At 69.0% G+C, this 24,075-nt stretch carries 21 protein-coding genes; 16 read left to right on the forward strand and 5 right to left on the reverse strand.

Annotated elements, in window-relative coordinates:
• Window positions 1-20 precede the first annotated feature (20 nt).
• The 3 genes from AC1VVG_RS22305 to AC1VVG_RS22315 are packed head-to-tail and all read right to left on the reverse strand — an operon-like array spanning window position 21 to window position 3,050.
• Window positions 21-836, reverse strand: coding sequence for an ABC transporter permease (locus tag AC1VVG_RS22305; RefSeq protein WP_034188391.1), 816 nt, complete (start codon window positions 834-836; stop codon window positions 21-23).
• Entirely contained in the window at window positions 836-1,942 is a 1,107-nt protein-coding gene (locus AC1VVG_RS22310; RefSeq protein ID WP_482836301.1) for a PhnD/SsuA/transferrin family substrate-binding protein, read from the reverse strand. The genes AC1VVG_RS22305 and AC1VVG_RS22310 overlap by 1 nt, the downstream gene beginning before the upstream one ends.
• Before the next feature lie 31 nt (window positions 1,943-1,973).
• Window positions 1,974-3,050 carry an ABC transporter substrate-binding protein gene (locus tag AC1VVG_RS22315; RefSeq protein ID WP_034188389.1) on the reverse strand — a complete coding sequence of 359 codons (1,077 nt, stop codon included), beginning with the start codon at window positions 3,048-3,050 and terminating at the stop codon, window positions 1,974-1,976.
• A gap of 439 nt (window positions 3,051-3,489) precedes the next feature.
• Here AC1VVG_RS22315 and AC1VVG_RS22320 point away from each other — a divergent pair, with 439 nt between their 5' ends.
• The 8 genes from AC1VVG_RS22320 to AC1VVG_RS22355 all read left to right on the forward strand — a co-directional run bounded on the left by AC1VVG_RS22320 (window position 3,490) and on the right by AC1VVG_RS22355 (window position 12,575).
• Window positions 3,490-4,662, forward strand: coding sequence for an LLM class flavin-dependent oxidoreductase (locus tag AC1VVG_RS22320; protein WP_034188596.1), 1,173 nt, complete (start codon window positions 3,490-3,492; stop codon window positions 4,660-4,662).
• Window positions 4,663-4,712: 50 nt separating this feature from the next.
• Complete coding sequence (locus AC1VVG_RS22325; protein ID WP_482836302.1) at window positions 4,713-5,759, forward strand: ABC transporter substrate-binding protein; 1,047 nt, start codon at window positions 4,713-4,715, stop codon at window positions 5,757-5,759.
• Window positions 5,760-5,896: 137 nt separating this feature from the next.
• Window positions 5,897-6,595: an energy transducer TonB gene (locus AC1VVG_RS22330; protein ID WP_482836303.1), complete on the forward strand. Its 699-nt coding sequence runs from the start codon at window positions 5,897-5,899 to the stop codon at window positions 6,593-6,595.
• Window positions 6,596-6,636: 41 nt separating this feature from the next.
• Window positions 6,637-7,353 carry a MotA/TolQ/ExbB proton channel family protein gene (locus AC1VVG_RS22335; protein WP_175028505.1) on the forward strand — a complete coding sequence of 239 codons (717 nt, stop codon included), beginning with the start codon at window positions 6,637-6,639 and terminating at the stop codon, window positions 7,351-7,353.
• Window positions 7,353-7,763, forward strand: coding sequence for an ExbD/TolR family protein (locus AC1VVG_RS22340; protein ID WP_089443264.1), 411 nt, complete (start codon window positions 7,353-7,355; stop codon window positions 7,761-7,763). The genes AC1VVG_RS22335 and AC1VVG_RS22340 overlap by 1 nt, the downstream gene beginning before the upstream one ends.
• Before the next feature lie 34 nt (window positions 7,764-7,797).
• Window positions 7,798-8,862: an ABC transporter substrate-binding protein gene (locus AC1VVG_RS22345; protein WP_226226954.1), complete on the forward strand. Its 1,065-nt coding sequence runs from the start codon at window positions 7,798-7,800 to the stop codon at window positions 8,860-8,862.
• Entirely contained in the window at window positions 8,859-10,076 is a 1,218-nt protein-coding gene (locus tag AC1VVG_RS22350; protein ID WP_049036340.1) for an MFS transporter, read from the forward strand. Before AC1VVG_RS22345 ends, AC1VVG_RS22350 begins: the two co-directional genes overlap by 4 nt.
• A 192-nt stretch (window positions 10,077-10,268) precedes the next feature.
• Entirely contained in the window at window positions 10,269-12,575 is a 2,307-nt protein-coding gene (locus AC1VVG_RS22355) for a TonB-dependent receptor (RefSeq protein ID WP_034188382.1), read from the forward strand.
• A gap of 81 nt (window positions 12,576-12,656) precedes the next feature.
• Here AC1VVG_RS22355 and AC1VVG_RS22360 read toward each other — a convergent pair whose 3' ends face one another.
• Window positions 12,657-13,616 (reverse strand): LysR substrate-binding domain-containing protein, encoded by a 960-nt coding sequence (locus AC1VVG_RS22360; protein WP_069704478.1) that lies wholly within the window; start codon window positions 13,614-13,616, stop codon window positions 12,657-12,659.
• A gap of 184 nt (window positions 13,617-13,800) precedes the next feature.
• On the opposite strand from AC1VVG_RS22360, the gene AC1VVG_RS22365 reads away from it, so the two are divergent.
• Genes AC1VVG_RS22365 through AC1VVG_RS22375 form a run of 3 tightly spaced genes read left to right on the forward strand, consistent with a single transcriptional unit; the run spans window position 13,801 to window position 16,987 of the window.
• A complete protein-coding gene (locus AC1VVG_RS22365; protein ID WP_059560078.1) occupies window positions 13,801-14,922 on the forward strand; it encodes a M20 aminoacylase family protein in 1,122 nt (373 codons plus the stop codon).
• Between the two features lie 46 nt (window positions 14,923-14,968).
• Complete coding sequence (locus AC1VVG_RS22370; RefSeq protein ID WP_059559723.1) at window positions 14,969-15,751, forward strand: ABC transporter substrate-binding protein; 783 nt, start codon at window positions 14,969-14,971, stop codon at window positions 15,749-15,751.
• A gap of 51 nt (window positions 15,752-15,802) precedes the next feature.
• Window positions 15,803-16,987 (forward strand): porin, encoded by a 1,185-nt coding sequence (locus AC1VVG_RS22375; RefSeq protein ID WP_482836304.1) that lies wholly within the window; start codon window positions 15,803-15,805, stop codon window positions 16,985-16,987.
• 44 nt (window positions 16,988-17,031) lie between these two features.
• Here the strand turns inward: AC1VVG_RS22375 and AC1VVG_RS22380 are convergent, their stop codons facing one another.
• The gene (locus tag AC1VVG_RS22380) at window positions 17,032-18,051 is read right to left on the reverse strand and encodes a zinc-dependent alcohol dehydrogenase family protein (RefSeq protein ID WP_482836306.1); all 1,020 of its coding nucleotides are present in this window, start codon (window positions 18,049-18,051) and stop codon (window positions 17,032-17,034) included.
• A 127-nt stretch (window positions 18,052-18,178) separates the two neighbouring features.
• Between AC1VVG_RS22380 and AC1VVG_RS22385 the strand changes: the two genes are divergently transcribed.
• From AC1VVG_RS22385 to AC1VVG_RS22405, 5 genes are all read left to right on the forward strand, one after another.
• Window positions 18,179-19,132, forward strand: a complete 954-nt coding sequence (locus AC1VVG_RS22385) for a LysR family transcriptional regulator (protein ID WP_482836308.1) — start codon at window positions 18,179-18,181, stop codon at window positions 19,130-19,132.
• A gap of 128 nt (window positions 19,133-19,260) precedes the next feature.
• Entirely contained in the window at window positions 19,261-21,219 is a 1,959-nt protein-coding gene (locus tag AC1VVG_RS22390; protein ID WP_049031087.1) for an arylsulfatase, read from the forward strand.
• A gap of 16 nt (window positions 21,220-21,235) precedes the next feature.
• Entirely contained in the window at window positions 21,236-22,285 is a 1,050-nt protein-coding gene (locus AC1VVG_RS22395; protein ID WP_069704482.1) for a formylglycine-generating enzyme family protein, read from the forward strand.
• Window positions 22,282-23,094 carry a MetQ/NlpA family lipoprotein gene (locus AC1VVG_RS22400; protein WP_482836310.1) on the forward strand — a complete coding sequence of 271 codons (813 nt, stop codon included), beginning with the start codon at window positions 22,282-22,284 and terminating at the stop codon, window positions 23,092-23,094. Before AC1VVG_RS22395 ends, AC1VVG_RS22400 begins: the two co-directional genes overlap by 4 nt.
• Window positions 23,088-24,074 carry a flagellin N-methylase gene (locus AC1VVG_RS22405; protein WP_482836312.1) on the forward strand — a complete coding sequence of 329 codons (987 nt, stop codon included), beginning with the start codon at window positions 23,088-23,090 and terminating at the stop codon, window positions 24,072-24,074. The genes AC1VVG_RS22400 and AC1VVG_RS22405 overlap by 7 nt, the downstream gene beginning before the upstream one ends.
• The last annotated feature ends 1 nt before the right edge of the window (window position 24,075 follow it).

Genomic DNA, 24,075 nt, shown 5'->3' on the forward strand with positions numbered 1-24,075 from the left:
CGAAGCGTATCCAGTCAAAGTCAGCGCGCGGGCGTCTGCCAGCGCAATGCGTAGCGCTGCACGAGCGCGATCGAGCGGTCGAGCGCGAAACCGATCAGCCCGATCACGGCGACGTCGACGAGCACCACGTCGAGCCGCAGCATCTGCCGCGCGAGTTCCATCATCTGGCCGATCCCGCTGTCGGCGCTGAGCAGCTCGACCGCGACGAGGGCGAGCCACGCGCGCGCGAGAGCGATCCGCACGCCCGTCAGCAGCGGCGGCAGCGCGGCCGGCAGCAGCACGTCGCGCAGTAGTGCGAAGCGGCCGAGCCCGTAGTGGCGCGCCATTTCGACGAGATCGCGCGGCGCATCGTGCACGCCCGTGTACGCGGCCAGCGCGACCGGGAAGAACACGGCCTTGCCGACGACGACGAGCTTCAACGGCTCGTCGACGCCGATCAGCAGGATCAGCAGCGGAATCAGCGTGAGCGTCGGCACTTGCCGCAGCAGGTCGAAGGTCGGCCGCAGGTAGTCGGCGAACAGCCGGCTGCGTGCGAGCAGGATGCCGAACGCGGCGCCGCCGGTTGCGCCGAGCGCGAAGCCGAGCGCGAGGCGATGCAGCGTGATCAGCAGGTTGTCGCGCAGTTCGCCGGTGTCGAGCAGCGTGCGCAGCGTCGCGGCGAGGCGTTCGGGCGGCACGACGAGCTGCGGCGGAAACCAGCGCTGCGCGCTCGCGAGCCACCACAGCGCGGCGAACGTAAAGGGCGTGATCCACCACAGCGCATGTTCGCCGAGCCGCGCGAGGCCGGGCAGGCGGATCGCGCGCCAGCCGTTCGGCGCGAGGGCGCGCATCGCCATCAGCGGCTCGCGACGCGCGCGGCATCGGCGCGCCAGTAGCCGTCGAGACCAAGCTGCTTGATCGCGGTCGCCACGAAGGTCGGCGCGAGCAGCGCGTTCACGTCGACCGGCACCGACGTCAGGCCGGCCTGGCGGCTGTACGCGACGACATCGCGGTAGTGGCCGGTCAGCGCCGGCGTGAAGAGCGGCGTCCATTGCTCTTTCCACGGCGTCGATTCGTCCGCGTATTCGCGGCGCACGACGCTTTCGGGCTGGCCCGACGCGCTCAGGATCTTCACGTACGCATCGCGGTTCTGCGGCTGCGAGATCCAGTGCGCGGCCCGCACGTAGGCCGTCGCGACGAGCTGCGTGACGTCGGGGTAGCGCCGCACGAAATCGTCGGATGCCCACAGTTCGGCGCGCATCTTCCAGTCGTCGGGCGCGGTCTTGGTCGACCAGATGATCTTGCCGACGTTCTTGTCGACCAGCGAATACGCGTCGGACAGCGTAAAGAAGCCGTCGACGCGGCCGGCCGCGACGGCTGCCGCGCCGGCCTGCGGATCGAGGTTGTAGATCTTGAAGTCGGACAGCTTCAGCCCGTTTTCGGCGAGCAGCTTGCCGAACGTGACTTCCCACGGCCGGCCGCGATTGAGCGCGATGCGCTTGCCTTTCAGATCGACGATCGACTTCGCGGTCGAGCCGGCCGGCACGACCAGATACGTGTTGCTGCCGGCGCCGCCCGGCACGATCAGGCGCGTGTGCGTGCCCGACGCGTTGACGACGACCGACGGCAGGTCGCCGTAGCCCGCGAAATCGATGCTGCCGTTCGTGAACGCCTCGTTGACGAGCGTGCCGACCGCCGCGGTCGACACCGGCACCCATTGCAGCTTCACGTGCCGGGCGGCCAGCGCCTTCTCGAGCGACTTGTCGGCGTCGATCAGCGCGGATGCGCCGGCATATTGCGTCTTGCCGCCGCTCGAGTACGCGACGACGGCAATGCGCACGACCTTGGGCGCGTCTTGCGCATGCGCTGCCGGTGCCGCGAGCGACGCGGCCGCCAGCGGTAGCACGGCGAGCAGCGCGCGCAGCAGGCGGCGCAGTGACGCGAGGGAGAGGGAGTATTTCATGATGGTCCCGAACAATGAACGAAAAAGGGGCTCACGCGCGTTTCTGCCACGACGGCCGCAGCACGTCGGCGAGCGGGCGCGGGTCGATCCAGTCGGCGACGTCGAAGTCGGTTTCCAGAAAGCCGTGCTCGCGCAGGAACGTCTTGAACTCGTCGAGCGCGGCGACCGATTCGTCGTCGAGATTGACGCCGAGATGGCGGTGCAGCTGGTTGCCGTACGCGGCTCGCACCCAGTCGATCGACGATGCGGTTTCGCCCGCCACGTAGTGAGCGGTTTCGTCGGGATGCGTGCTCGCCCATTCGCCGGCGGCGACCACGAGCTTCAGGAAGCCGGCGACGATGTCGGGATGGTTCGCGAGCACGTCCGCGTTGACGGTCAGCGGGCGCGGCGTGCCGTTGTTGTTGCGGATCGAGCGCTCTGGATGAAAGCCGATGTCGATCACGACGTGTGCGCCGATCAGTTGCGCGATCTCGAGACCCGTCGAGCCTTTCACGTAGATCGCGTCGACTTCGCCGCGCAGCAGCGCGCCGGCTTCGGCCGCATACAGCGCGCGGCTCGAAAAGCCGTGCGGCGACGCGAACAGGTTCGCCGCACGCGCGGGCCCGACGGCCTGCAGCGTGCGTGCGCGCACGTCGACGAGCTCGACGTCGCGCGTGGTCAGTCCGTCGAGGCTCAGTGCATTGACGAAGCCGCGCAGCGCGGACGCGCGAAAGATGTCGATGCGGTCGTCGGGGCGGCTCGGAATCGCGATCCGGCGGCCGCGCAACGCCTTCACCGAGCGGATGCCCGACTCGGGCCGCGCGAGGATCAGTTGCGATTCGTCGACCCACGACAGCCCGATCACGCGCGTGTTGGCGTCGTTCGAGCGCGCCCACATCGCGGGGATGCTGCCGCCCTGGCGGAACGACTGCGCGAGCGTGTGATCGCTGATCGATGACACGTCGTGCCGCGTGGCGCCGCGCGGCGAGCGGATCGCGACGCCGTCGGCCGACGTCTCGCCGTTGAGCCAGCCGAGATGCACGGCGATGCCGAGCGGCGTCGGCACGGGCGATCGGGCGTACCAGAACGTCTGCTGCTTGTCCGATGACGAATCGGGCCTGTCTGTCATGTGTGAGATTCCCCTGTCTGGGTAAGCGTGGTCGATGCGCGGTGTCGCACGCGCGGCCGTTCCACGTTGCAAGTTCCGGGCCAATGAGCGGAAACGGCCGGGCGGCACGCGGCGCGGGCATCCCGGGCGCTGCGCGGCGCGACGGCCGGCGCAACGCCTGTTGCGTGAGCAACAGTCGCGTCGGGTGCTGTTGCGCGTGCAACACCGGTGTGTCGTGCGCAACAGCACGGCACGGATTCGCTTTCGGGATGCCGGCACCGCGCGGCGCGTGTTCGTCGATGGCCGTCGACGCCCGGCCGGCAAGGCATCGCGCGTGCTCGGCGGCCGCGCCGCACGTCAGCGGGCGTGCGCGTTGGCACACCGCGTGCTTTACAGCGCTGCATACGCGCGGCACGCCGGTGCCGCACGCAATCCGAACGGGCCGACAAGGAGAATCCCGATGGCTGTTGAATTTCTGTGGCGCCTGCCGATGCACGGCGATGGCCGGCGCGCACACGACCTGCATACGCGCGGCGAATGGAATCGCCAGCGCGCGTCGCGCGTCGCGCCGAAAGTCGACGACGACGATTTCGGCTACATCGACTATCTGTCGCAGGTGGCGCGCGCGGCCGACATCGCCGGTTTTCACGGCGCGCTGATTCCGATTTTCCGCTTCACCGAGGAGCCGTGGGTCGTCGCGGCGGCGCTGGCGCGCGAGACGCGCCGGCTGCGGCTGCTGATCGCGCTGCAGCCGCATTTCGTGCATCCGGTTTATGCGGCGCAAATGGCTGCGAGCCTGCAGCGGATCAGCCGCGGCCGCGTCGAGTGGAACGTCGTCACGGGCGGCGGCGGTCCCGACCAGCGCGCGTACGGCGACTTCATCGATCACGACAGCCGCTATGCGCGCACCGACGAATTCCTCGACGTCGTGAAGGGCGTCGCGGCCGGCGCGCCATTCTCGTTCGACGGCCGCTTCTACCGCGTCGAAGCCGGCGGGCTGCTGCCGCCGCTGAGCGGCCAGAAGCCGCCGCGGATCTATCTGGCCGGCGCGAGCGACGCTGCGCTCGCGGTCGCGGCGAAACACGGCGACGTGCACCTGAGCTGGGGCGAGCCGCTCGCGAAGCAGAAGGAAGTGATCGACGCGGCGCGCCGCGCGCTCGACCGGCAGAACGCCGAGCGCGACCTGCGCTTCGGCATGCGCATCGACATCCTCGCGCGCGAAACCGAGGAACAGGCGTGGGCCGAGCTGCGGCAGATGTTCGCCACGGTGGGCGACGCGACGCGTGCCGGTTTCGGCGGGCGCGGCGAATCGTCGGAATCGGTCGGCGCGAAGCGCCAGTTCGCATTGCACCAGGGCAACACGCAGCACTTCGACGACCTGATCGTCGGCCCGAACCTGTGGGCCGGAATGTCGCAGATCCGCGGCGGCCCCGGCTGCGTGATCGTCGGCAGCCACGAGCAGGTGGCCGAGCGGCTCGCGGAATACGTCGACATCGGCGTATCGACGTTCATCCTCGCGAGCAACCCGCATCTCGAAGAGGCGTACCGCGTGGGCGAGGAAGTGCTGCCGCTCGTCGACGGCGCGCTGAACGCGCGCGGCACGCAGGCAGCGCTGCGCGTGGCCGGCGCCTGAGCGCGGCGGCGTGCCGCCGCGCATCAACGACAACGACAAGGATACTCACCATGACGACACTCGCTGCGCAGGCCACGGCTTGCGACGCACTCTGGTACACGCGCTGCCCGGTGCCGACCGCGCTCGGCATCGCCGTGCATCGCGGCTGGTTCGACGAAGAGTTCGGGCCGGACGGCATCGTGCTGAATTCGCTGCAGGAGACGGCCGATGCCGACAAGCGCGAATCGCACTTCGATCACAGCCTGCCGCACTCGTTCCGGCAGGGCGGCAACATTCCCGCGCTGTGGGCGCGGGCACGCGGCGCCGATACGCGCGTGATCGGCCTGTCGTGGACCAACGAATTCCAGGCGATCGTCACGCTGCCCGAGCGCGGCATTCGCACGACGCGCGATTTGCGCGGCCGGCGGCTCGGATTGCCGCGCCATCCGATCAGCATCGACTTCTGGCGTGCGGCCGCCCTGAAGGGCTTCCTGAGCGCGCTCGAACTGGAAGGGCTCGGCCACGGCGACGCCGAATGGATCGACCTGTCCGACACGCGCGAGCGCCGCACCGGGCCAGCCTCGTTCACGCGCGGCCCGCACGAGTACGGACTCGAGATCGCGGCGCTCGTGCGCGGCGACGTCGACGCGGTGTTCGTGAAGGGCGTCGCTGGGCTGGAGACCGTGCACCTGATCGACGCGCAGGTCGTCATCGATCTCGGCGCGCATCCCGATCCGCTGGTGCGGATCGGCAACGGCACGCCGCGCACGCTGACCGTCGATCGCGCGCTGATCGATACGCGCCCCGATCTCGTGAGCCGGTTCCTGTCGGTCGTGGTCGGCGCGGGCGACTGGGCCGCGCGCCATCCGGCCGAGACGGTCGCCTATATCGGCCGCGAAACGCATGCCTCCGACGAGTGGGTGCGTTATGCATACGGCGGGGATGTGCACCGCCATCTGGAGACCGGGCTCGCGCCGACGTCGATCGACGGTCTGGTCGCGTTCAAGGATTTTCTCGTCGAATGGGGCTTTCTCGAACGCGATTTCGACGCGCGCGCGTGGATCGACCCGGCGCCGTTCACGCAGATCGACCGGCATCGCCATGCGTGGGTCGCGTAGCGCGCCGCGGCGCGTCATTGCAAGGAGTCGAACATGACAGGGCTGACGATCGAATACGGCGTGCCGCCGGCGCGCCGGCGCGCCGGCACGTGGCGCGCGCCGCGCCGCGCGCGGCGGTAGTCGCGCGACCTTCGCCGGTGGCGCCGTCCGCGCATGCGGACAAGCGGCCGGCGCCGGCGAGCGGTTGGCGCGGCGCGGGCGCGATTGCACTGGCCGTCGCGGCGCTGCATGCGGGCGTCGTGCTGCTGGCCGCGCGTCCGGCGGCCGCACCGCCGGTGCAACCGCCGCGGCCGCTGCCGATGACGGTGGAACTGACGCGGCCGCCCGAACCGCTGCCGCAGGCCGCGCATCCGCCGCCGATCGTGCCGCCGAAACCGCTGAAGCAGGCGCCGACGCCGCCGAAGCCGCAGATACCCCGCGCGGCCGTTCCGCATCCGGCAGCGGCACCGTCCACCGTGCCGCAGGCGGCGCGCGAAGCTGCACCTGTGCCCGCGCCAACGGCACTGGCCGTCGCAACCCCGGCGCCGGCACCCGCACCCGCCGCACCCGTGCGTGAAACCGCGCCGATCGGCGACGCGGCGTACCTGCGCAACCCGGCGCCCGACTATCCGGCGTTCGCGCAGGACCAGGGCTGGGAAGGGCGCGTCGTGCTGCGCGTGCACGTGCTCGCGAGCGGCACGCCCGATTCCGTCGAGGTCCGCACGAGCAGCGGCCGCCGCGTGCTCGACAACGCGGCGGTGGCCGCCGTGAAGCGCTGGACGTTCGTGCCCGCGAAGCGCGGCGACGAAGCGGTCGACGGCTGGGTCAACGTGCCGATCGATTTCAAGCTGGGCTGACCCGACGGGCGGCTCGCCATATTTTTCAAGGAACTCACATCATGAACGGTATCCCGACCACCTTCATCGTCCAGGGCGCGCTCTGGCTGCTCGTCGTCTTCTCCGTCGTCACGTGGACGTTGATCGTCGTGAAGGCGATCCAGAGCCTGCGGTCGAGCGCGCGCAACCGGCGTTATGTCAGCGCATTCTGGGCCGCGAACAGCTTTCACGACGCGGCCGCGCTCGACAGCGCGAACAGCCCGGTCGGCGAACTTGCCGCGACGGGCTTCGACGCGCTGCGGCGTGCCGACGAGAGCAGCGCACACGATCTGGAACACAGCTGGAGCCGCCACGACCTGCTCGAACGCCATCTGCGGCAGCAGATCCACAATGCGCGCCGGCGCGAGGAAGCGGGGCTCGCGGTACTCGCGTCGATCGGCAGCACCGCGCCGTTCGTCGGCCTGTTCGGCACCGTGTTCGGCATCATCCACGCGCTGACCGCGATCACGCACAGCGCATCGGCGAGCATCGATGTGGTCGCCGGGCCGATCGGCGAGGCGCTCGTCGCGACCGGGATCGGCATCGCGGTCGCGGTGCCCGCCGTGCTCGCCTACAACTTCTTCGTGCGCCGCGTGAAGGCCGCATCGGCCGACCTCGATGCGTTCGCAACCGACTTCGTGACGCTCGCGCAGAAGGCCGGCTTCCGCGTGCCGGTGACGGTACCCGCGGCCGCGCCGGCGCGCCGTGCCGGCGATACCCGTCAGGAGGCGTTCGCATAATGGCCTTCTCGTCCTCCTCTGACAACGACGACGTGCTCAGCGAAATCAACATCACGCCGCTCGTCGACGTGATGCTCGTGCTGCTCGTCGCCTTCATCGTCACCGCGCCGCTGCTCAACAACGCGGTGCACGTGAATCTCCCGAACACAGTCGCCACCGCGCCGGCCGACCGCAAGCCGAACGTCACCGTGAGCGTCGACGCCAAGGGCGTCGTGTATCTCGACAAGCGTGCGGTCGCGCTCGCCGCGGTACCGGCCGAACTGGCCGCGCTGAAGGCGGGCCGGCCCGACGTCGCGCTCGACCTGCAGGCGGACGAGCACGTGCCGTACGGCACCGTCGCGAAGCTGATGGCCGCGATCGAGCATGCGGGCATCACGCGGCTGTCGGTGCTGACCGCGCCGCGCGGCTGACGCGCCTTTCACGACTTCCTTTGCGAATGCATCCATGAGCACCACGGCTTCACACAACGTTCAATCGATCTGGTACACGCGCTGTCCGGTGCCGACGCCGCTCGGCATCGCCGCGCATCTCGGCTGGCTCGACAGCGAATTCGCCGGCGACGGCATCACCGTGCGCGCGCTGCAGGAAAGCCAGCACGCGGCGCTGCATCACGCGCACGTCGATCATTCGCTCGACAACGCGTTCCGGCAGGGCGGCAGCATTCCCGCGCTGTGGGCACGCGCGGCCGGCGCCGATACGCGCGTGGTCGCGCTGACCTGGGTCGACGAGGCGCAGGCGATCATCGCGTTGCCGGAAGCCGGCCTCACGCGACCGAAGGACCTGCGCGGGCGCCGCATCGGCTTGCCGCGTCGCGACGGCGAGCGCATCGACATCTTTCGCGCGGCGGCGCTGCGCGGCTTCGTCAGCGCGCTGTCGCTCGACGGGCTCGGCCCCGGCGACGTCGAATGGGTCGACGTGCCGGCGTCGAACCTGCGCGCGCCCGTGTCGACGCCCGCGACCCGCGACGCGGCATTCAGCCACCCCGCGAGCCTGTCGAGCCGGCGGCTCTATGCGGCCGAAGCGGCCGCGCTCGTGCGCGGCGATGTCGATGCGATCTACGTGAAGGGCTCGCTCGGGCTGGAGACCGCGCACCTGATCGGCGCGCGGACGGTCGTCGACATCGGCTTTCATCCCGATCCGCAGATCCGCATCAACAACGGCTCGCCGCGTCCGCTGACCGTCAATGCGGCGACGCTCGAGCGCCATCCCGGCATCGTCAGCCGCTTCCTCGCGCGCGTGACCGATGTCGAAGGCTGGGCGCGCGAGCACGAACACGAAGTGCTCGGCTATCTCGGCCGTGAGACGGGCTCGGGCCATGACTGGCTGCGGCTGGCGTACGGCGCCGACGTGCACCGGCGGTTGCGCACCGATCTCGACGAAGCGTCGATCGCCGCGCTGGACGATTTCAAGCGCTTCCTGGTGGCGTGGCGGTTCCTGCCCGCCGACTTCGACGTGCGCGCGTGGATCGACCGGCGTGCGCTCGACGGCATCGCGACTTTGTCGCGGTGAGCGCGACGGCACGCGTCGCCGACGCATGGCGGCGCGAGCGCTTCACCGGCGGCTTCATGCTGCTGGCGCTCGCGAGCGGCACGACGATCAGCATGGCGCAGCTCGCGACGACGCTGTATGCGCTCGCGCTCGGCGTCGACAGCGCGCGGCTCGGCATCATCGCCGCGATGGAACCGCTCGGCATCGCGCTGATGACGCTGCCGGCCGGGCTGCTGGTCGCGCGCTACGGCGCGCGGCGCGTGTACTTCGCCGCGAGCATGGGGCCGATGCTGCTCAATCTCGTCGTGCCGTTTACCGGCGCGTGGCCGCTGATCGCGCTCACGCAGGCGCTGATCGGACTGTGCATCCCGTTCCGGATCGTGTCGATCAACGGCGTGTTCCTCGCGCGTCTCGCGCGGATCGGCCTCGCCCGCGCGGGCTGGTATCGCGCGGCCATGACGGTCGGAACGGGCATGGCGGGGCCCTGGCTCGCCAGCTGGCTGATCGGGGCGCATGGCGCGGTCGCGACCTTCTGCGCGGCGTCGGCGAGCTTCGCGGGCATGGCCTGGTTCAGCCGCCTGCTGCTCGGCGACGCGGAGCCGCCGCCGCGCGGTGCGCAACCCGACGCCGGTGGCCTGAGTGCGTTGCTCGCGCTTGCGTGGAGCCGCGACGTGCGCGAGCAACTTGCGCTGGAAGCGGTGAACAGCGCGACGCGCTCGCTCGTCGGCACCTATACGGTCGTGCTCGCCATCCAGTATCTGAAGTTGCCGCAGTCGGGCGCCGTCGCGCTGCTGACCCTGCAGGGCGTCGTCGCGGTGATCGCGCTGTTCGGGCTGGGGCATGTCGCGCAGCGGATGACCGAGCGCCGCTGCCATGCCCTTGGCCTCGCAGGCGGCGTTGCCGGGCTGCTCGCGTTCGGCCTCGCGCACGACGCGTGGATCGTCGGCGCGGGGCTCGCCGCGTTGTGCGCCGGGTCGTCGCTGGTGCATCTCGTCAACATGCAGCATCTCGGCCGCCACCCGGCCGACAAGAGCCGGGTGTCGAGCCTCTACAACCTCGCGTCGATGACGGGGGCGTTCTGCGGCCCGTTGGCCTGCAGTGCGCTCGTGCCGGTCGTCGGGTTGCGGGCCGTGTTTCTGTGCTGGCTGCCCGTCGTCGTGCTGGTTGCGTTCGCGTTGCGCTTCGCCGATGGGCGGCGCGACGCGATGCGGCCGCTGCCTGAAAAGTTGTCCTGAAGATCGTCGTCGCCGGTGTTGCGTGACAAGCAGTTTGCTTCCCTTCACAGATGCGCATGCAGCAACACCGGCACCATGCGCGCGCCGGAAGCCCCGTGCGACGGGCCTGTCGATGCTGGCATCCGAATTGCATTAGAGAACCCGTGCGTAGCGCGCACATGCGTTCAACCGATCAAACAGGATGACTCATCGATGTTCAGGAAAAAACTAATCGTCACCGCGCTGGGGGGACTGCTGACGGGCGGCGCCGTATCGTTGCCGGCGTGGGCAGAGGATGGCGCGGCGGCGGGGACGCCGGACGCGCAGCCGGCGCAACAGGCACCGGACGACGCGACCGCGCCGAAGCCGGCGCGTGCGAGCCGCGGCACGGCCGCACGAGAAACGAACCTCGGCACGGTGACCGTGACGGCGCGCCGGCGCAAGGAAAGCATCCAGGACGTGCCGGTCGCGGTGAGTGCGCTGAGCGGCGATGCGATCAAGAACAACGAACTGCGCGTGATCAACGACGTGACGAAGTACGTGCCGAACTTCACCGGGCAATCGACCGAGGGCCGCGAGCGGCCGCGCTGGTTCCTGCGCGGGGTCGGCAGCAACGATCCGTCGGACCTGTCGTTGAGCCCGATCGGCGTGTACTTCGACGACGTGTACATCAACAGCGTGTTCGGGCAGGGTTTTCCGCTGTTCGACCTCGATCGCATCGAGGTGCTGCGCGGGCCGCAGGGCACGCTGTGGGGCAAGAACACCGTGGGCGGTGCGCTCAGCATCACGTCGCAGAAACCGACCTTCGATGTGAGCGGCTATGGCAAGCTCGGAATCGGCCAGTACAACAGCCGGCTCGCGGAGGCCGCGATCGGCGGGCCGATCGGCAAGAACGACGTGCTGGCCGCGCGCGTGTCGGTGTATCACGAGAATGCCGACAGCTTCTACACGAACACCGTTCAGCAGGGGCGCTTCGGCGGCTTCCACGACAATGCGGTGCGCTTCCAGGTGCTGGCCGTGCCGACGTCGGACACCGACTTCCTGTTCAACATCCACGGCCGAAACTATACGGGCGGGGGCAATGCGTGGCACGCGGAAGGCGCGGGGCCGCGCGGCACGAACCAGTTCGGCTTCGTCGGCTCCACCGATCCGTACACGGTGTCGCTCAATGCGCCGTCGAGCGATCACATCTCGACCTGGGGCACGTCGCTCACCGCGCACTGGCGCATCAACCCGGCCGTGACGCTGACGTCGATCACCGCGTTCGAGGGGCTGCACCGCTGGTACCAGGACGACGAGGATTATTCGGCATTCGACGCGGCGCGCTCGCACGACCGCCTGTCGAGCCGCCAGTTCTCGCAGGAATTCCGGCTCGAATCGCCGCAGGGCGACCGGCTGAGCTGGCTGGTCGGCACGCACCTGTTCACCGAGCAGCTCGCCGAGCAAGGCGCGGGCGGCAGCCCGAGCAGTTCGCCGTCGCCGGCGTACTACCACCTGACCGATCTCTCGCAGCACACGCAGAGCGCGGCGATCTTCGGCAGCATCAAGTACCGCTTCACCGACCGCTTCAACGTGACGGGCGGGCTGCGCTACACGGTCGAGCGCAAGACCATCAACCTGACGGGGCTGCAGGGTACCGGTAACGTGACGTTCAGCGATCCGAACAGCTGGTGGTCGCCTTCGTCGGTGTCGTCGCCGCTCGCGGTCAGCGCGCAGCAGAACCAGACCAACACGTGGCGCGCACCGACCTGGGACCTGACGCCCGAATATGCGCTCAGCAACAACGTGCGCGCGTATTTCCGCTACGCACGCGGCTTCCGTTCGGGCGGCTACAACGGCAACGCCTATACGCAGAGCACCGTGTCGACCGTATCGCCCGAGTACCTGACCGATTACGAGGTCGGCATCAAGAGCGAGTGGTTCGACAAGCGGCTGATCGTCAACGCGAGCGTGTTTCATTACGACTATCGCGACATCCAGGTATTCGCGCTCGCACCGAACCCGTTCGGCGGGCCGCCGGTGTCGACGCTGTCGAACGCGGGGCAGGGACGCGCGGACGGCTTCGAGCTGGAGCTGAAGGCGCAGCCGGTCAACAGCCTGTACCTGTTCGCGAACCTCGGGATGCTGAACACGCGCTACACGGAATTCCGCTACGTGCCGACGGCCGTCGGCAATTCGTTCGCGCGTTCACCGCATACGACGCTGAACGCGGGCTTCGACTATCGCGTGCCGGTGCCGTTCGGCACGCTGACGGCGGGCGGCGACGTGAACTACCGCAGCCGCGAGTATTTCAGCGCGACGCGGCAGACGATGCCGCAACTGTGGCAGGGCGGTTACACGGTGCTGAACGCGCACGTGTCGTACACGACGCCGAACCAGAAGTACATCGTGACGGGCTACGTGACGAACCTGACGAACAAGGTCTACAAGAAGCTCGAGCTGTTGCCGTCATATGGTGCCTATCCGGTGTTGTACGGCGATCCGCGCACGGTCGGAATCACGCTGACCGCGAAGATCTGACGGGTGGCGCATGCCGCGGTGCTGGCGCGTGGCGCGCCGGGCCGCGGCAGGTCGCGGGGTCTGCCGCGACGGCGCACGCCGTCAGATCAGCAGCGATACCGTCCTGAACAGCGCGAGATCCTCCTTGCGCGCCGAGCGCGCGTGCCGGCGGATCACGTACAGCAGGCATTCGATGAAGCAGCGTGCGGCATCGCTCAGCGTGCTGCTGCGGCGCGTGACGATCCCGAGGTCGCGCGGCTCGAACGTCTCCGTCAGCGTCAACGGCCGCATCCGTCCGCCGAACGGTGGTACCGCCGCGAGGATCGTCGGGCACCACGTGCACATGTCGGCCTGTTCGAGCATCGTCTGCAGCATCGCGACCGACTGCGCGCGCACGATGCGCCGCTCGTCGATCCGCGCGCCGTGGCGCGTGAACAGGTAGTCGACGAGCGCGGCCTGCCCGTCGGCCGCAAAATTCAGCACCCAGTCGTGGTCGAGCAGATCGTGGATCGACCGTGCGCGTTCGCGCGGATGGCCGGCGCGCACCATGACCGCCGTGTCGTAGCGCAACATTGGCTCGAACGCGAATTCCTGCGTGCCGCCCGGCTGCACGTGTCCGAGCGCGAAGTCCATGCTGCCGTCGCGCAACAGCGGCTGCGCAACGGCCATCAGCGCTTCGTAGAGTTCGAGTCGCACGTCGGGCATCCGCTCGCGAAAACGCAGTACCGTTTCCGCGAGGAACGTCACCGTGAGCCACGGTGTGACGCCAACGCTCAGCCGGCCCTCGACGCGGCCGCGCATGCGCTCGAGATCGCTCCGCGCATGCTCGAGCTGCTTCAGCACGAGCTTCGCATGCGTGAGCAGCGTTTTCCCGTAGTCGGTGAAGCCGATGCCTTCCGGCGCACGCACGAGCAGCGGCAGGCGCTCGCTCGCTTCCAGCTCGCGCAGCGCACGCGTGACGGCCGCTTGCGACAGCCCGAGCGCGCGTGCCGCACCACGGATGCTGCCGGCCTCCGCGCTCGCGACGAGTGCCTGCAACTGATGCAGCTTGATGGTGCTCATGACGCGATACCCGACAACGAAAGGTTGTCATCATAACGAAACCGCGGCTGTTCGCCTGGATTTTCGCTGCATACGATCCGGTCACGATCGATCATTCGGGCGATCGGCAACCGGAACGTGTCAGGGGGAATCGGGGTTGGAACGGAACCATATCCATCCGGAAATATCGGCGATCGAGGCGGAGATGATCGCGCTGCGGCGCAGGCTGCATGCGCATCCGGAGCTCGGCTTCGACGAGCATGCGACGAGCGCCATCGTCGCCGATTGCCTGACAACATGGGGTTATCAGGTCACGCGCGGGCTCGGCGGCACCGGCGTGGTCGGCACGCTGACGCGCGGCCCCGGGAAACGGCTCGGGTTGCGCGCGGACATGGATGCGCTGCCGATCCGCGAAACGACCGGGCTGCCGCATGCGAGCCGGCATGACGGCGTGATGCACGCGTGCGGCCACGACGGCCATACGGCGATGCTGCTCGCGGCGGCCCGCTGTCTTGCCGGGCGGGCGCGCTTCGCCGGCACGCTGAACCTGATTTTCCAGCCGGCCGAGGAAGGGCTCGGCGGCGCGAAGCGGATGATCGACGACGGACTGTTCGTACGATTTCCGTGCGACGCCGTGTTCGCGATGCACAACGTGCCAGGCTTGCCGGTCGGTGTGCTCGGTTTCTGCGACGGCCCGGCGATGGCGTCGGCCGACGAGGTGCGCGTGCGCGTGATCGGGCGCGGCGGGCACGGCGCCGCGCCGCATACGACGATCGACCCGGTGGTCGTGTGCGCGTCGATCGTGATGGCGTTGCAGACGGTCGTGTCGCGCAACGTGAATCCGCAGGAGCTGGCGATCGTTTCGGCCGGCTCGATCCATGCGGGAACCGCATCGAACGTGATTCCGTCCCACGCGGACCTGACGCTCAGCGTGCGTGCGTTGTCGCCGGACGTACGTGCGCTGCTGGAGCGGCGCATCCGCGAGATCGTGCACGGACAGGCCGCGAGCTATGGCGCGACGGCCGAGATCGACTACCGGCACGACTATCCGGTGCTCGTCAATCACGCGGCGCAGACGGCCTTCGCGCGCGAGGTGGCGCGCGAATGGGGCGGCGATGCGGCGCTGATTCCGCATCTGCGGCCGATCGCGGCGAGCGAGGATTTCGCATTCATGCTGGAGGAATGCGCCGGCAGCTACCTGTCGATCGGCAATGGCGACGGGGCGTCCGGATGCGGGCTGCATCACCCGGGCTACGACTTCAACGATGCCTGCCTCGCGACGGGCGCGAGCTACTGGATCGCACTCGCCGAGCGATATCTCGGATGACGCGGCCGCACGATTTCGATTCACGATTCACACAAGGAGACAGGCAATGAAACAGTGGATGGCGGTACTCACGGTCGCGCTGGCGGCAGGCGCGGCGCATGCCGGCGACTGGACGGGCAGGGAGATTCGGCTCGCGGTCGATCCGACCTACCCGCCGCTCGAATACAAGCTGCCGGACGGCACGCTGACCGGCTTCGGGATCGACATCACGAACGCGTTGTGCGCGGAACTGCATGCGCGCTGCGTGTGGGTCGAGTCGAGCTTCGACGGGATGATTCCGGGGCTGCTCGCGCGCAAGTTCGACGTGATCGCGTCGTCGATGACGATCACGCCGAAGCGGATGCAGCAGATCGCGTTCACGAACCGCATCTCGAACGCGCCGGCGCGGCTGATCGCGCGCAAGGGCTCGCCGCTGCTGCCGACGGCCGAATCGCTGAAGGGCAAGCGCGTCGGCGTCGAGCAGGGTTCCGCGCAGGCCGACTATGCGGTCGCGAACTGGCAGCCCGCGGGCGTGCAGGTCGTGTCGTACCCGAACCAGGACCAGGTGTATGCCGACCTGGTAACCGGGCGGCTCGACGCGGCGTTCCAGGCGTCGATCGCGGCCAGCGACGGGTTTCTGAAAAAGCCGCAGGGCAAGGATTTCATGTTCGCCGGCGCGCCGATCGACGACGTGAAGTACTTCGGGCAGGGCGACGGCCTCGGATTGCGCAAGCAGGACAACGACCTGCGCGACGCGTTCAATCGCGCACTCGCGACGATTCTCGCGAACGGCACGTACGGGAAGATCAACCGGAAGTATTTCGACTTCGACATCTACGGCGCGAAGTAAGCAGCGGCGTACCGAAAGGACGTATTCTAAAAATATCAATAAGGATGGCGAATGAACTGGAGATCGATTGTTGTCCCGCCGCCGGCGCTGTGCGCGGCGCCCGCATTTGCGCAAGGCAGCGTGACGCTGTATGGCCTCGTCGATGCAGGCATCGACTATACGAACAACGTCGGCGGCCATGGCGCGTGGCAGATGGCGAGCGGCTTCGCGCAGGGCAGCCGCTGGGGGATGAAGGGGACGGAGGATCTGGGCGGCGGCCACAGCGCGCTGTTCCAGATCGAGAACGGCTTCAACGTGAACAGCGGCACGCTGGCGCAGGGCGGCCGCCTGTTCGGGCGCCAGGCCTACGTCGGGCTCGGCAGCACGCGTTTCGGCACGCTGACGCTCGGCCGGCAGTACGACTCGGTCGTCGACTATCTCGCGCCGACGACCGCGAACGGCAGTTGGGGCGTTTATCCGTTCTCGCATCCGCTCGACAACGACAACACCGGCAACACGTTCCGCACGAACAACACCGTGAAGTATGCGAGCCCGGACTTCTCCGGCTTCTCGTTCGGCGGCACGTACAGCTTCAGCAACGACCCGGGCTTCGCGAACAACAGGCAGTGGAGCGTCGGCGCGCAGTACGAGCAGGGCGGGTTGCTCGTCGGCGCGGCCTTCCTGAACGCGGACAACCCGGGCGCGACGTCGGGTGGCGCGATCGCGGGCTCCGGGGCGGTCGGCGCGGATGCGAACTTCGTGTCGGCGCGGCTGCGGATCTTCGGCGCGGGCGTCAACTACACGGCAGGGCCCGCGACGATCGGATTCGCATACACGAACAGCAACGTCACTCGGCCGACCGCGAACGTCGGCTACCTGTTCGGCGACGAGACGATCGAGCCGTCGACCGGGCCGCTCGCGGGCGGCACGGTGACGTCGATCAAGTATCAGAACTTCGAGATCAACGGCAAGTACCAGTTCACGCCGGCGTTGTTCGTCGGCGCGCAATACGTGTACACGACGGTCCGCTACGACGCGACCACCGGCACCGCGAAACCGAAAATCCATTCGTTCGGGCTGATGGCCGACTACAGCCTGTCGAAACGCACGGACGTGTACCTGACGGGCGCGTACCAGCGGGTTGCCGGCGATGCAACCGGTTCGTCGCTGGATCATGCGTATATCCCCGGCGCGGCCGATCTGTCGTCGAGCGGAAAACAGTTGATGGTGCATGCGGGGATCCGTCACAAGTTCTGACGGAACGGGCGGGAACGCAGGCGGCCGCCCGCCGCCTGCGTTGCTTACGACGCGACGCGGATCACGACTTTCCCGAAATGCTGCCCCGACTGCAGGTACGCATACGCCTGCGGCGCTTCGTCGAAGCCGAACACGCGATCGACCACCGGCTTGATGCGCTTCGCATCGACGAGCCGCACGACGTCGTCGAGCATCGCGCGGCTGCCGACCATGAACCCGTGCAGTCGCCGGACGCCGCCGATCAGCGACAGCAGCCCGAGTTCGGGCCCGCCGAAGCTGCTGAGGCCGCCGATCACCGACACGATGCCGCCCATCTTCGCCGCCGCCACCGAGCGCGGCAGCGTATCGCGGCCGCCGACTTCGACGACCAGATCCGCGCCCGCGCCGTCGGTGAGCCGCAGCACCTCGTGTTGCCACTCGGGCGTGGCGCGATAGTTGATCGTTGCGTCCGCACCGAGTGCGCGGGCGCGTTCGAGTTTCGCGTCGCTCGACGAGGTCACGATCGTGCGCAGCCCGGCCGCATGCGCGAGCTGCAGCGCGATGATCGACACGCCGCCCGTGCCGAGCAGCGCGACGGTCGCGCCCGGCGCCAGTCCGCCGTCGACGAACAATGCGTTCCACGCGGTGATGCCCGCGCACGACAGCGTCGCGGCTTCGTCGTAGTCGAGATGAGGCGGGATGGCGACCAGCGCGGCTTCGTCGGACACGAAACGTTCGGCGAGCACGCCGTCGAAATGGGAACCGGCCGATCCGGAGACTTTCTGCGGCGTGACCGGCCCGTCGATCCAGCGCGGGAAATACGTGTTGATCACGCGATCGCCCGGCTTGAACCGCGTGACGTCTCGGCCGATTTCGACGACTTCGCCGGCGCCGTCCGCGACCGGGATCAGTGCTTCCGTGCCGATGCCGAGATAGTCGCCGCGCGCGAACATCAGGTCGCGATAGTTCAGCGAGGCCGAGTGGATCTTCACGACGACGTCGGTCGCCCCGACCGGGCGCTGCGTCGCGTCGATGCGCCGGAGCCCGGCAATGCCGTCGCCCGGTTTGATTTGCCATGCATGCATGTTCGCTCCTGTTCAGAGATAGTCCGGACTATCATAGTGTTGCGCTGGGGGACGCATTGACGAGAATTTGGCCAATGATTGTTGCCAGTACGGACACAAACCAGTCATTCCACCGGAGCGGACTTGCATGGATGAGCGGTTGAGGGGCGTTGCCGAATTCGTCGACGTCGTGGAGTCGGGCAGCTTCGCGGCGGCGGCGCTGCGCCTGGGCATGACGCGCTCGGCCGTCGCGAAGATCGTCGCGCGGCTCGAACAGCGTCTCGGCGCGCGGCTCCTGCAGCGCACGACCCGCCAGATCGGGTTGACCGACGAAGGGCTCGTCTATTACGAGCAGTGCCGGCGGCTGCTGGCCGAACTCGGCGAGACGGAAGCCGCGCTCGACGCGGGCCGCCGCGAGCCGGCCGGGCGCGTGCGGATCAGCGTGCCCGTGCTGTTCGGCCGGCAATGCGTGGCGCCCGTCGTGCGGCGGCTCGTCGAGCGTCATCCGCGGCTCGAAATCGACATGTCGTTCAGCGATCGCGTGGCCGACCTCGTGAACGACGGTTTCGACATCGCGGTGCGCATCGGCGTGCTGGCCGACACGAGCGCGCTGGTCGGCCGGAAGCTGGGCGTGCAGCGCATGGGCATTTGCGCATCGCCCGCGTATCTCGCCCGTCACGGGCGGCCGTCGGGGCTTGACGAACTGGCGGCGCACGTCGGCATCGCGTATTCGCGCGGCGGGCAGCCGACGCCGTGGCGGGTCATCGGCGCGGACGGCGCCGTGCACGATCATCGTCCGTCCGGCCGCCTGAGGTTGGACGACCTGCTGGCGATCGCCGATGCCGCCGCCGCCGGGGCGGGCCTCGCGTGGTTGCCGTGCTGGCTGATGGCGCCGTATGTCCGTGACGGCCGTCTCGCGCTCGTGATGGACAGCGACAGCGTGTCGGGTGCCGAGGTGTACGCGGTGCGGCCGGCATCGCGCCACGTGCCGTCGAAGGTGCGGGTGGTCGTCGACGCGCTGATGGACGAGATTCCGGGCATGCTGGCGTCCGATGACGCCGATGGCGAGCGCGTGCCGCAGCGCGGCGCTCATGCTTCGTAGCGGCCCCGCATGTCCGGGCGGCGCGCATCGCATATTCCTGCATCCCGTTAGCATGTGACGAATCCGACTTTGGCCGCCGCGCGCGCGCGGCTAAGATCGCCGATCCCGTAGATCGAGCGTCAACAATAATGAAAAAGTCCGCGTCGCCGTTGCATGCTTTCCGTTTCCGTGTCGTCTGTGCCGCGATTGCCGGCGCGGTGTCGCTCGCCTCGTGCGGCGGCGTCGACAGCAATTCGCCGCCGCCGCAGGCCAACACGACGCCGCCGCAGGCCGCGAAACGCCCGAACATCCTGTACATCATGGCCGACGACCTCGGCTATTCCGACATCCATGCATTCGGCGGCGAGATCAACACGCCGAACCTCGACGCGCTCGTCGCGTCGGGCCGCATCCTGTCGAACCATCACACGGGCACCGTCTGCGCGATCACGCGCGCGATGCTGGTGTCCGGCACCGATCACCATCTCGTCGGCGAAGGCACGATGGGTGTGCCGACCGACGAGCGGCGCGGCTTGCCCGGCTACGAGGGCTACCTGAACGACCGCGCGCTGTCGTTCGCGCAACTGCTGAAGGACGCCGGCTATCACACGTATATCGCGGGCAAGTGGCACATCGGCTCGGGGATCGTCGGCAGCGCGACGGGCAGCGGGCAGACGCCCGACCAGTGGGGCTTCGAGCGCAGCTACGTGCTGCTCGGCGGCGCGGCGACGAACCACTTCGCGCACGAGCCGGCCGGCTCGTCGAACTACACGGAAGACGGTCGCTACGTGCAGCCGGGCCAGCCCGGGCAGCCGGGCGGTACGGGCGGCAGCCCGGCCGTGTTCTATTCGACCGACTTCTATACGCAGAAGCTGATCTCGTACATCGATTCGAACCAGCGTGACGGCAAGCCGTTCTTCGCGTATGCGGCCTACACCTCGCCGCACTGGCCGCTGCAGGTGCCCGAACCGTGGCTGCACAAGTATGCGGGCGTGTACGACGCCGGCTACGACGCGATCCGCAACGCGCGGATCGCGCGGCAGAAGGCGCTCGGCCTGATTCCCGCCGACTTCAAGCCGTTCGACGGCCTGCCCGAAACGACGGCCGCGTCGCCCGCGACCGCGAACAACGGCACCGCGAACGCGAAGTACATCAGTGCCGTGCATTCCGCCGCGGACGGCTACAGCGATTACGGCCCCGGCAAGGTCGACAAGCTGTGGTCGAGCCTGTCGCCGGCCGAGCGCAAGGCGCAGGCGCGCTACATGGAGATCTACGCGGGGATGGTCGAGAACCTCGACTACAACATCGGCCTGCTGATCCAGCACCTGAAGGACATCGGCGAATACGACAACACGTTCATCATGTTCCAGTCGGACAACGGCGCGGAAGGCTGGCCGATCGACAGCGGCGCGGACCCGACGGCGACCGACACCGCGAACGCGCAGGAGCCGGTCTATTCGGCGCTCGGCACCGACAACGGCAAGCAGAACGCACAGCGCCTGCAGTACGGGCTGCGCTGGGCCGAAGTGAGCGCGGCGCCGTACCGGCTCACGAAGGGCTATTCGGCCGAAGGTGGCGTGTCGACGCCGACGATCGTGCGCCTGCCGGGCCAGTCGCAGCAACTGCCGACGCTGCGCGCGTTCACGCACGTGACCGACAACACGGCGACGTTCCTCGCGATCGCGGGCGTCACGCCGCCGTCGCAGCCGGCGCCGCCGCTCGTCAACACGCTGACGGGCGTCGACCAGAACAAGGGCAAGGTGATCTACAACAACCGCTACGTGTACCCGGTCACGGGCCAGTCGCTGCTGCCGGTGCTCACGGGCTCGGCGACGGGCGAGGTGCACACCGCGCCGTTCGGCGACGAAGCATACGGCCGCGCGTACCTGCGCAGCGCCGACGGCCGCTGGAAGGCGCTGTGGACCGAGCCGCCGCTCGGGCCGCTCGACGGTCACTGGCAGCTGTACGACCTCGCGTCGGATCGCGGCGAGACGACCGACGTGTCCGCGCAGAACCCGTCGGTGATCAGCACGCTCGTCGACCAGTGGAAGACCTACATGAGCAACGTCGGCGGCGTCGAGCCGCTGCGTCCGCGCGGCTACTACTGATCGCGGGGACGACACGATGCGGTTCCGCTTCTGGACGACCGGCGCGGCGCTTGCCGCCACGCTGTTCGCCGCCGCGTTCGCGGTGGGCTATGCGAATTCGGCGGCGCCGGCAGGCGGCGCGTTCGACGACCTGAATCGCGGCCGCGTGCTTGCGCCGCTCGGTTCGGAACACCAGTGCGAACGCTATTCGGGGCTGCCGGCGAAGTGGCGCGACGATCCGCAGGCCGGGATGGTGCACCTGCGCGGCGGCGCGTTCGTGTTCGGCAGCACGCGCGGCTATGCGGACGAGCGTCCGGTCGGCGACGGCCGCACGCGCGTCGGCGGCTTCTGGATCGACCAGACCGACGTGACGATCGCGCAGTTCGCCGCATTCGTGCAGGCGACCGGTTACGTGACCGAAGCCGAGCAGCAGGGCGGCGCGGCGGTGTTTCATGTGCCGACGCGCGACGAGATGAATGCGCGCGACCTCGCGTGGTGGTCGTGGGTGAAGGGCGCGTCGTGGCGCCATCCACGCGGGCCCGGCAGCGACGTGGAAGGGCGCGGCAACCTGCCCGTCACGCTCGTCACGCAGCGCGACGCGCTCGCGTATGCGCGCTGGCTCGGCCGCGACTTGCCGACCGAAGCGGAATGGGAATACGCGGGCAAGGCCGGCCGCGACGACGCATCGCTCGATGCGGCGCCGCGCGACGCGCGGGGCAAGCCGGCCGCGAATTACTGGCAGGGCGCGTTTCCGGTGCTCGACACGGCCGAGGACGGGCATGCGGGGCTCGCGCCCGTCGGCTGCTACGCGGCGAACGGGTTCCGGCTCTACGACATGATCGGCAACGCATGGGAATGGACGAAGGACGCGTACACGGGCCCGCACCAGTCGCATACGAACGGCGACACGGCGGCCGTCGCCCCGCCGACGCGCCGGCACGATACGCCGATGGTCATCAAGGGCGGCTCGTTCCTGTGCTCGCGCGATTACTGCGTGCGTTATCGCGCGTCGTCGCGCGAACAGCAGGAAGCCGATCTCGGGGCGTCGCATATCGGCTTTCGCACGATCCTGAGGGACGCGTCATGACGAAGGGTTTCGTGCGCTGCGTGGCCGTATGGCTGCTGGCCGCGTGGGGTGTCGCGCATCAGGGGGCCGCGGTGGCGGCCGACACCGCTGCGCCGGCAGTACGCGTCGGCGTCACACGCGGCGTGCATGCGCAGATCCTGGACGAAGTGAAGCGGGTCGCCGCCGCGCGCGGGCTGGGTGTCGACGTCGTCGAATTCGACGATGCGTCACGCATCGACGCCGCGCTTGCCGACGGCCGGATCGACGCGGCCAGCTGCGAGGATGCGCAGCAGCTCGCGGCGACGCGCGCGCGCAAGCGCTACGCGCTGACCGAAGTCGCGCCGACCGTCACGCTGCCGATGGCGTTCTATTCGCGCAAGCTGAAAAGCCTGAACGAACTGCGACCGGGTGCGACGGTCGTGCTGCCCGCCGATTCGCGCGGGATGGCACGCGCGCTCGTGCTGCTGCAGAACGACACGCTGGTGACGTTGCGCGAACAGGCCGGCCTGCACGCGACGCTGCGCGACGTGACCGGCAACCGGCTCGGGCTGAAACTCGTCGCGTTGCGCCGCGACCGTCTGTATGCGGCGCTCGATACGGCCGCGTTCGTCGCGATCGACAGCGAGGACGCCGCCCGCGCCGGGCTGCAACCCGCGCGCGACAGCATCAGCCTCGAGGACGCCCGCTCGCCGTATGCGAACGTGCTGACGGTGCGCGACGCCGATCGCGCGAAACCGTGGGTCGCGCAGCTCGTCGCCGCGTATCACTCGGACGACGTCGCGCGCTTCATCCTCACGCGCTACCAGGATTCGGTGCGGCGGCCGTGGTAGAGACCTATTCGCTTGCCTGCCACGCATGCGGACGCTGCTGCAACAGCGCGCCGGCGCTGTCGTTGCGCGAACTGTTACGGCATCGTCATCGCTTCGTCGGCGCGCTGACGATCCGTCGCGTGCCGAAGCGGCGGATCGGCGAACGCTGGCGTGCGGGCGGGCGCGAGCACGTGCTCGATGCGGATGATGTCGCGGCGTCCGATGCGCTGGCCGACCGGCTGTTCCATCGCATCGGCGGCGTGAACGGCGAATGGATCGCGGTCACGCTGCAGGGCTACGACTATCCGTCGCTCGGCCGTTGCGCGGCGTTGGCCGACGACGGCCGTTGCAGCGTGGAGGCGAGCAAGCCGTCGATCTGCAGCGCGGTGCCGCTCGATCCGATGCTGCCGGACCGGTTGCAGTCGCGCGTGCTCGCCGCGCGGCGGGACGACGCGGCATGGCTGGGCGCGAACTGCATCGTCGAGGCGGGCGCCGCGCAGGCATCCGTCGACGCTGCATTCCCGATTCCGCTGGTGACGGCCGGGCAGGTCGCGGATCGCGCGGCGCTCGACGCACATCGCGATGCGCTCGCGTTCGAGCGCGCGGTGTGGCGCGACGCCGTGTTCGCCGCGTTGAGCGATGGCGGGCAGGACGTGCGTCATGCGCTGTCGCGGCTCGCGCCGGGCGGCTACCTGACCGTGTCGATCGTGCCCGTGCTGCTGGCCGTCGCAGCGGTTTCCGCGCATTGCCGCGCGCTGTGCACCGACTTCATCGACGCGCAGCTTGCATTGATCGGTGCCAACATCGAAGCGGCGCTCGTCCGCCGGCGTGCCGACGACCGGCCCGCGACGCAGGAGTTGCGCGGTTTCGCGCAGGCGCTTGAACGCGCACGACACGCGCTGGCCGCGATGCCTTCGCCTGCTGTCGGAACGCGTGACGACGCGCCGCGCATCGATGCATGGCTCGACGACCGGCTCACCGCCGGCCCGCTCGCCGCGTAAG

Source organism: Burkholderia sp. L-4 (genome assembly GCF_056856535.1).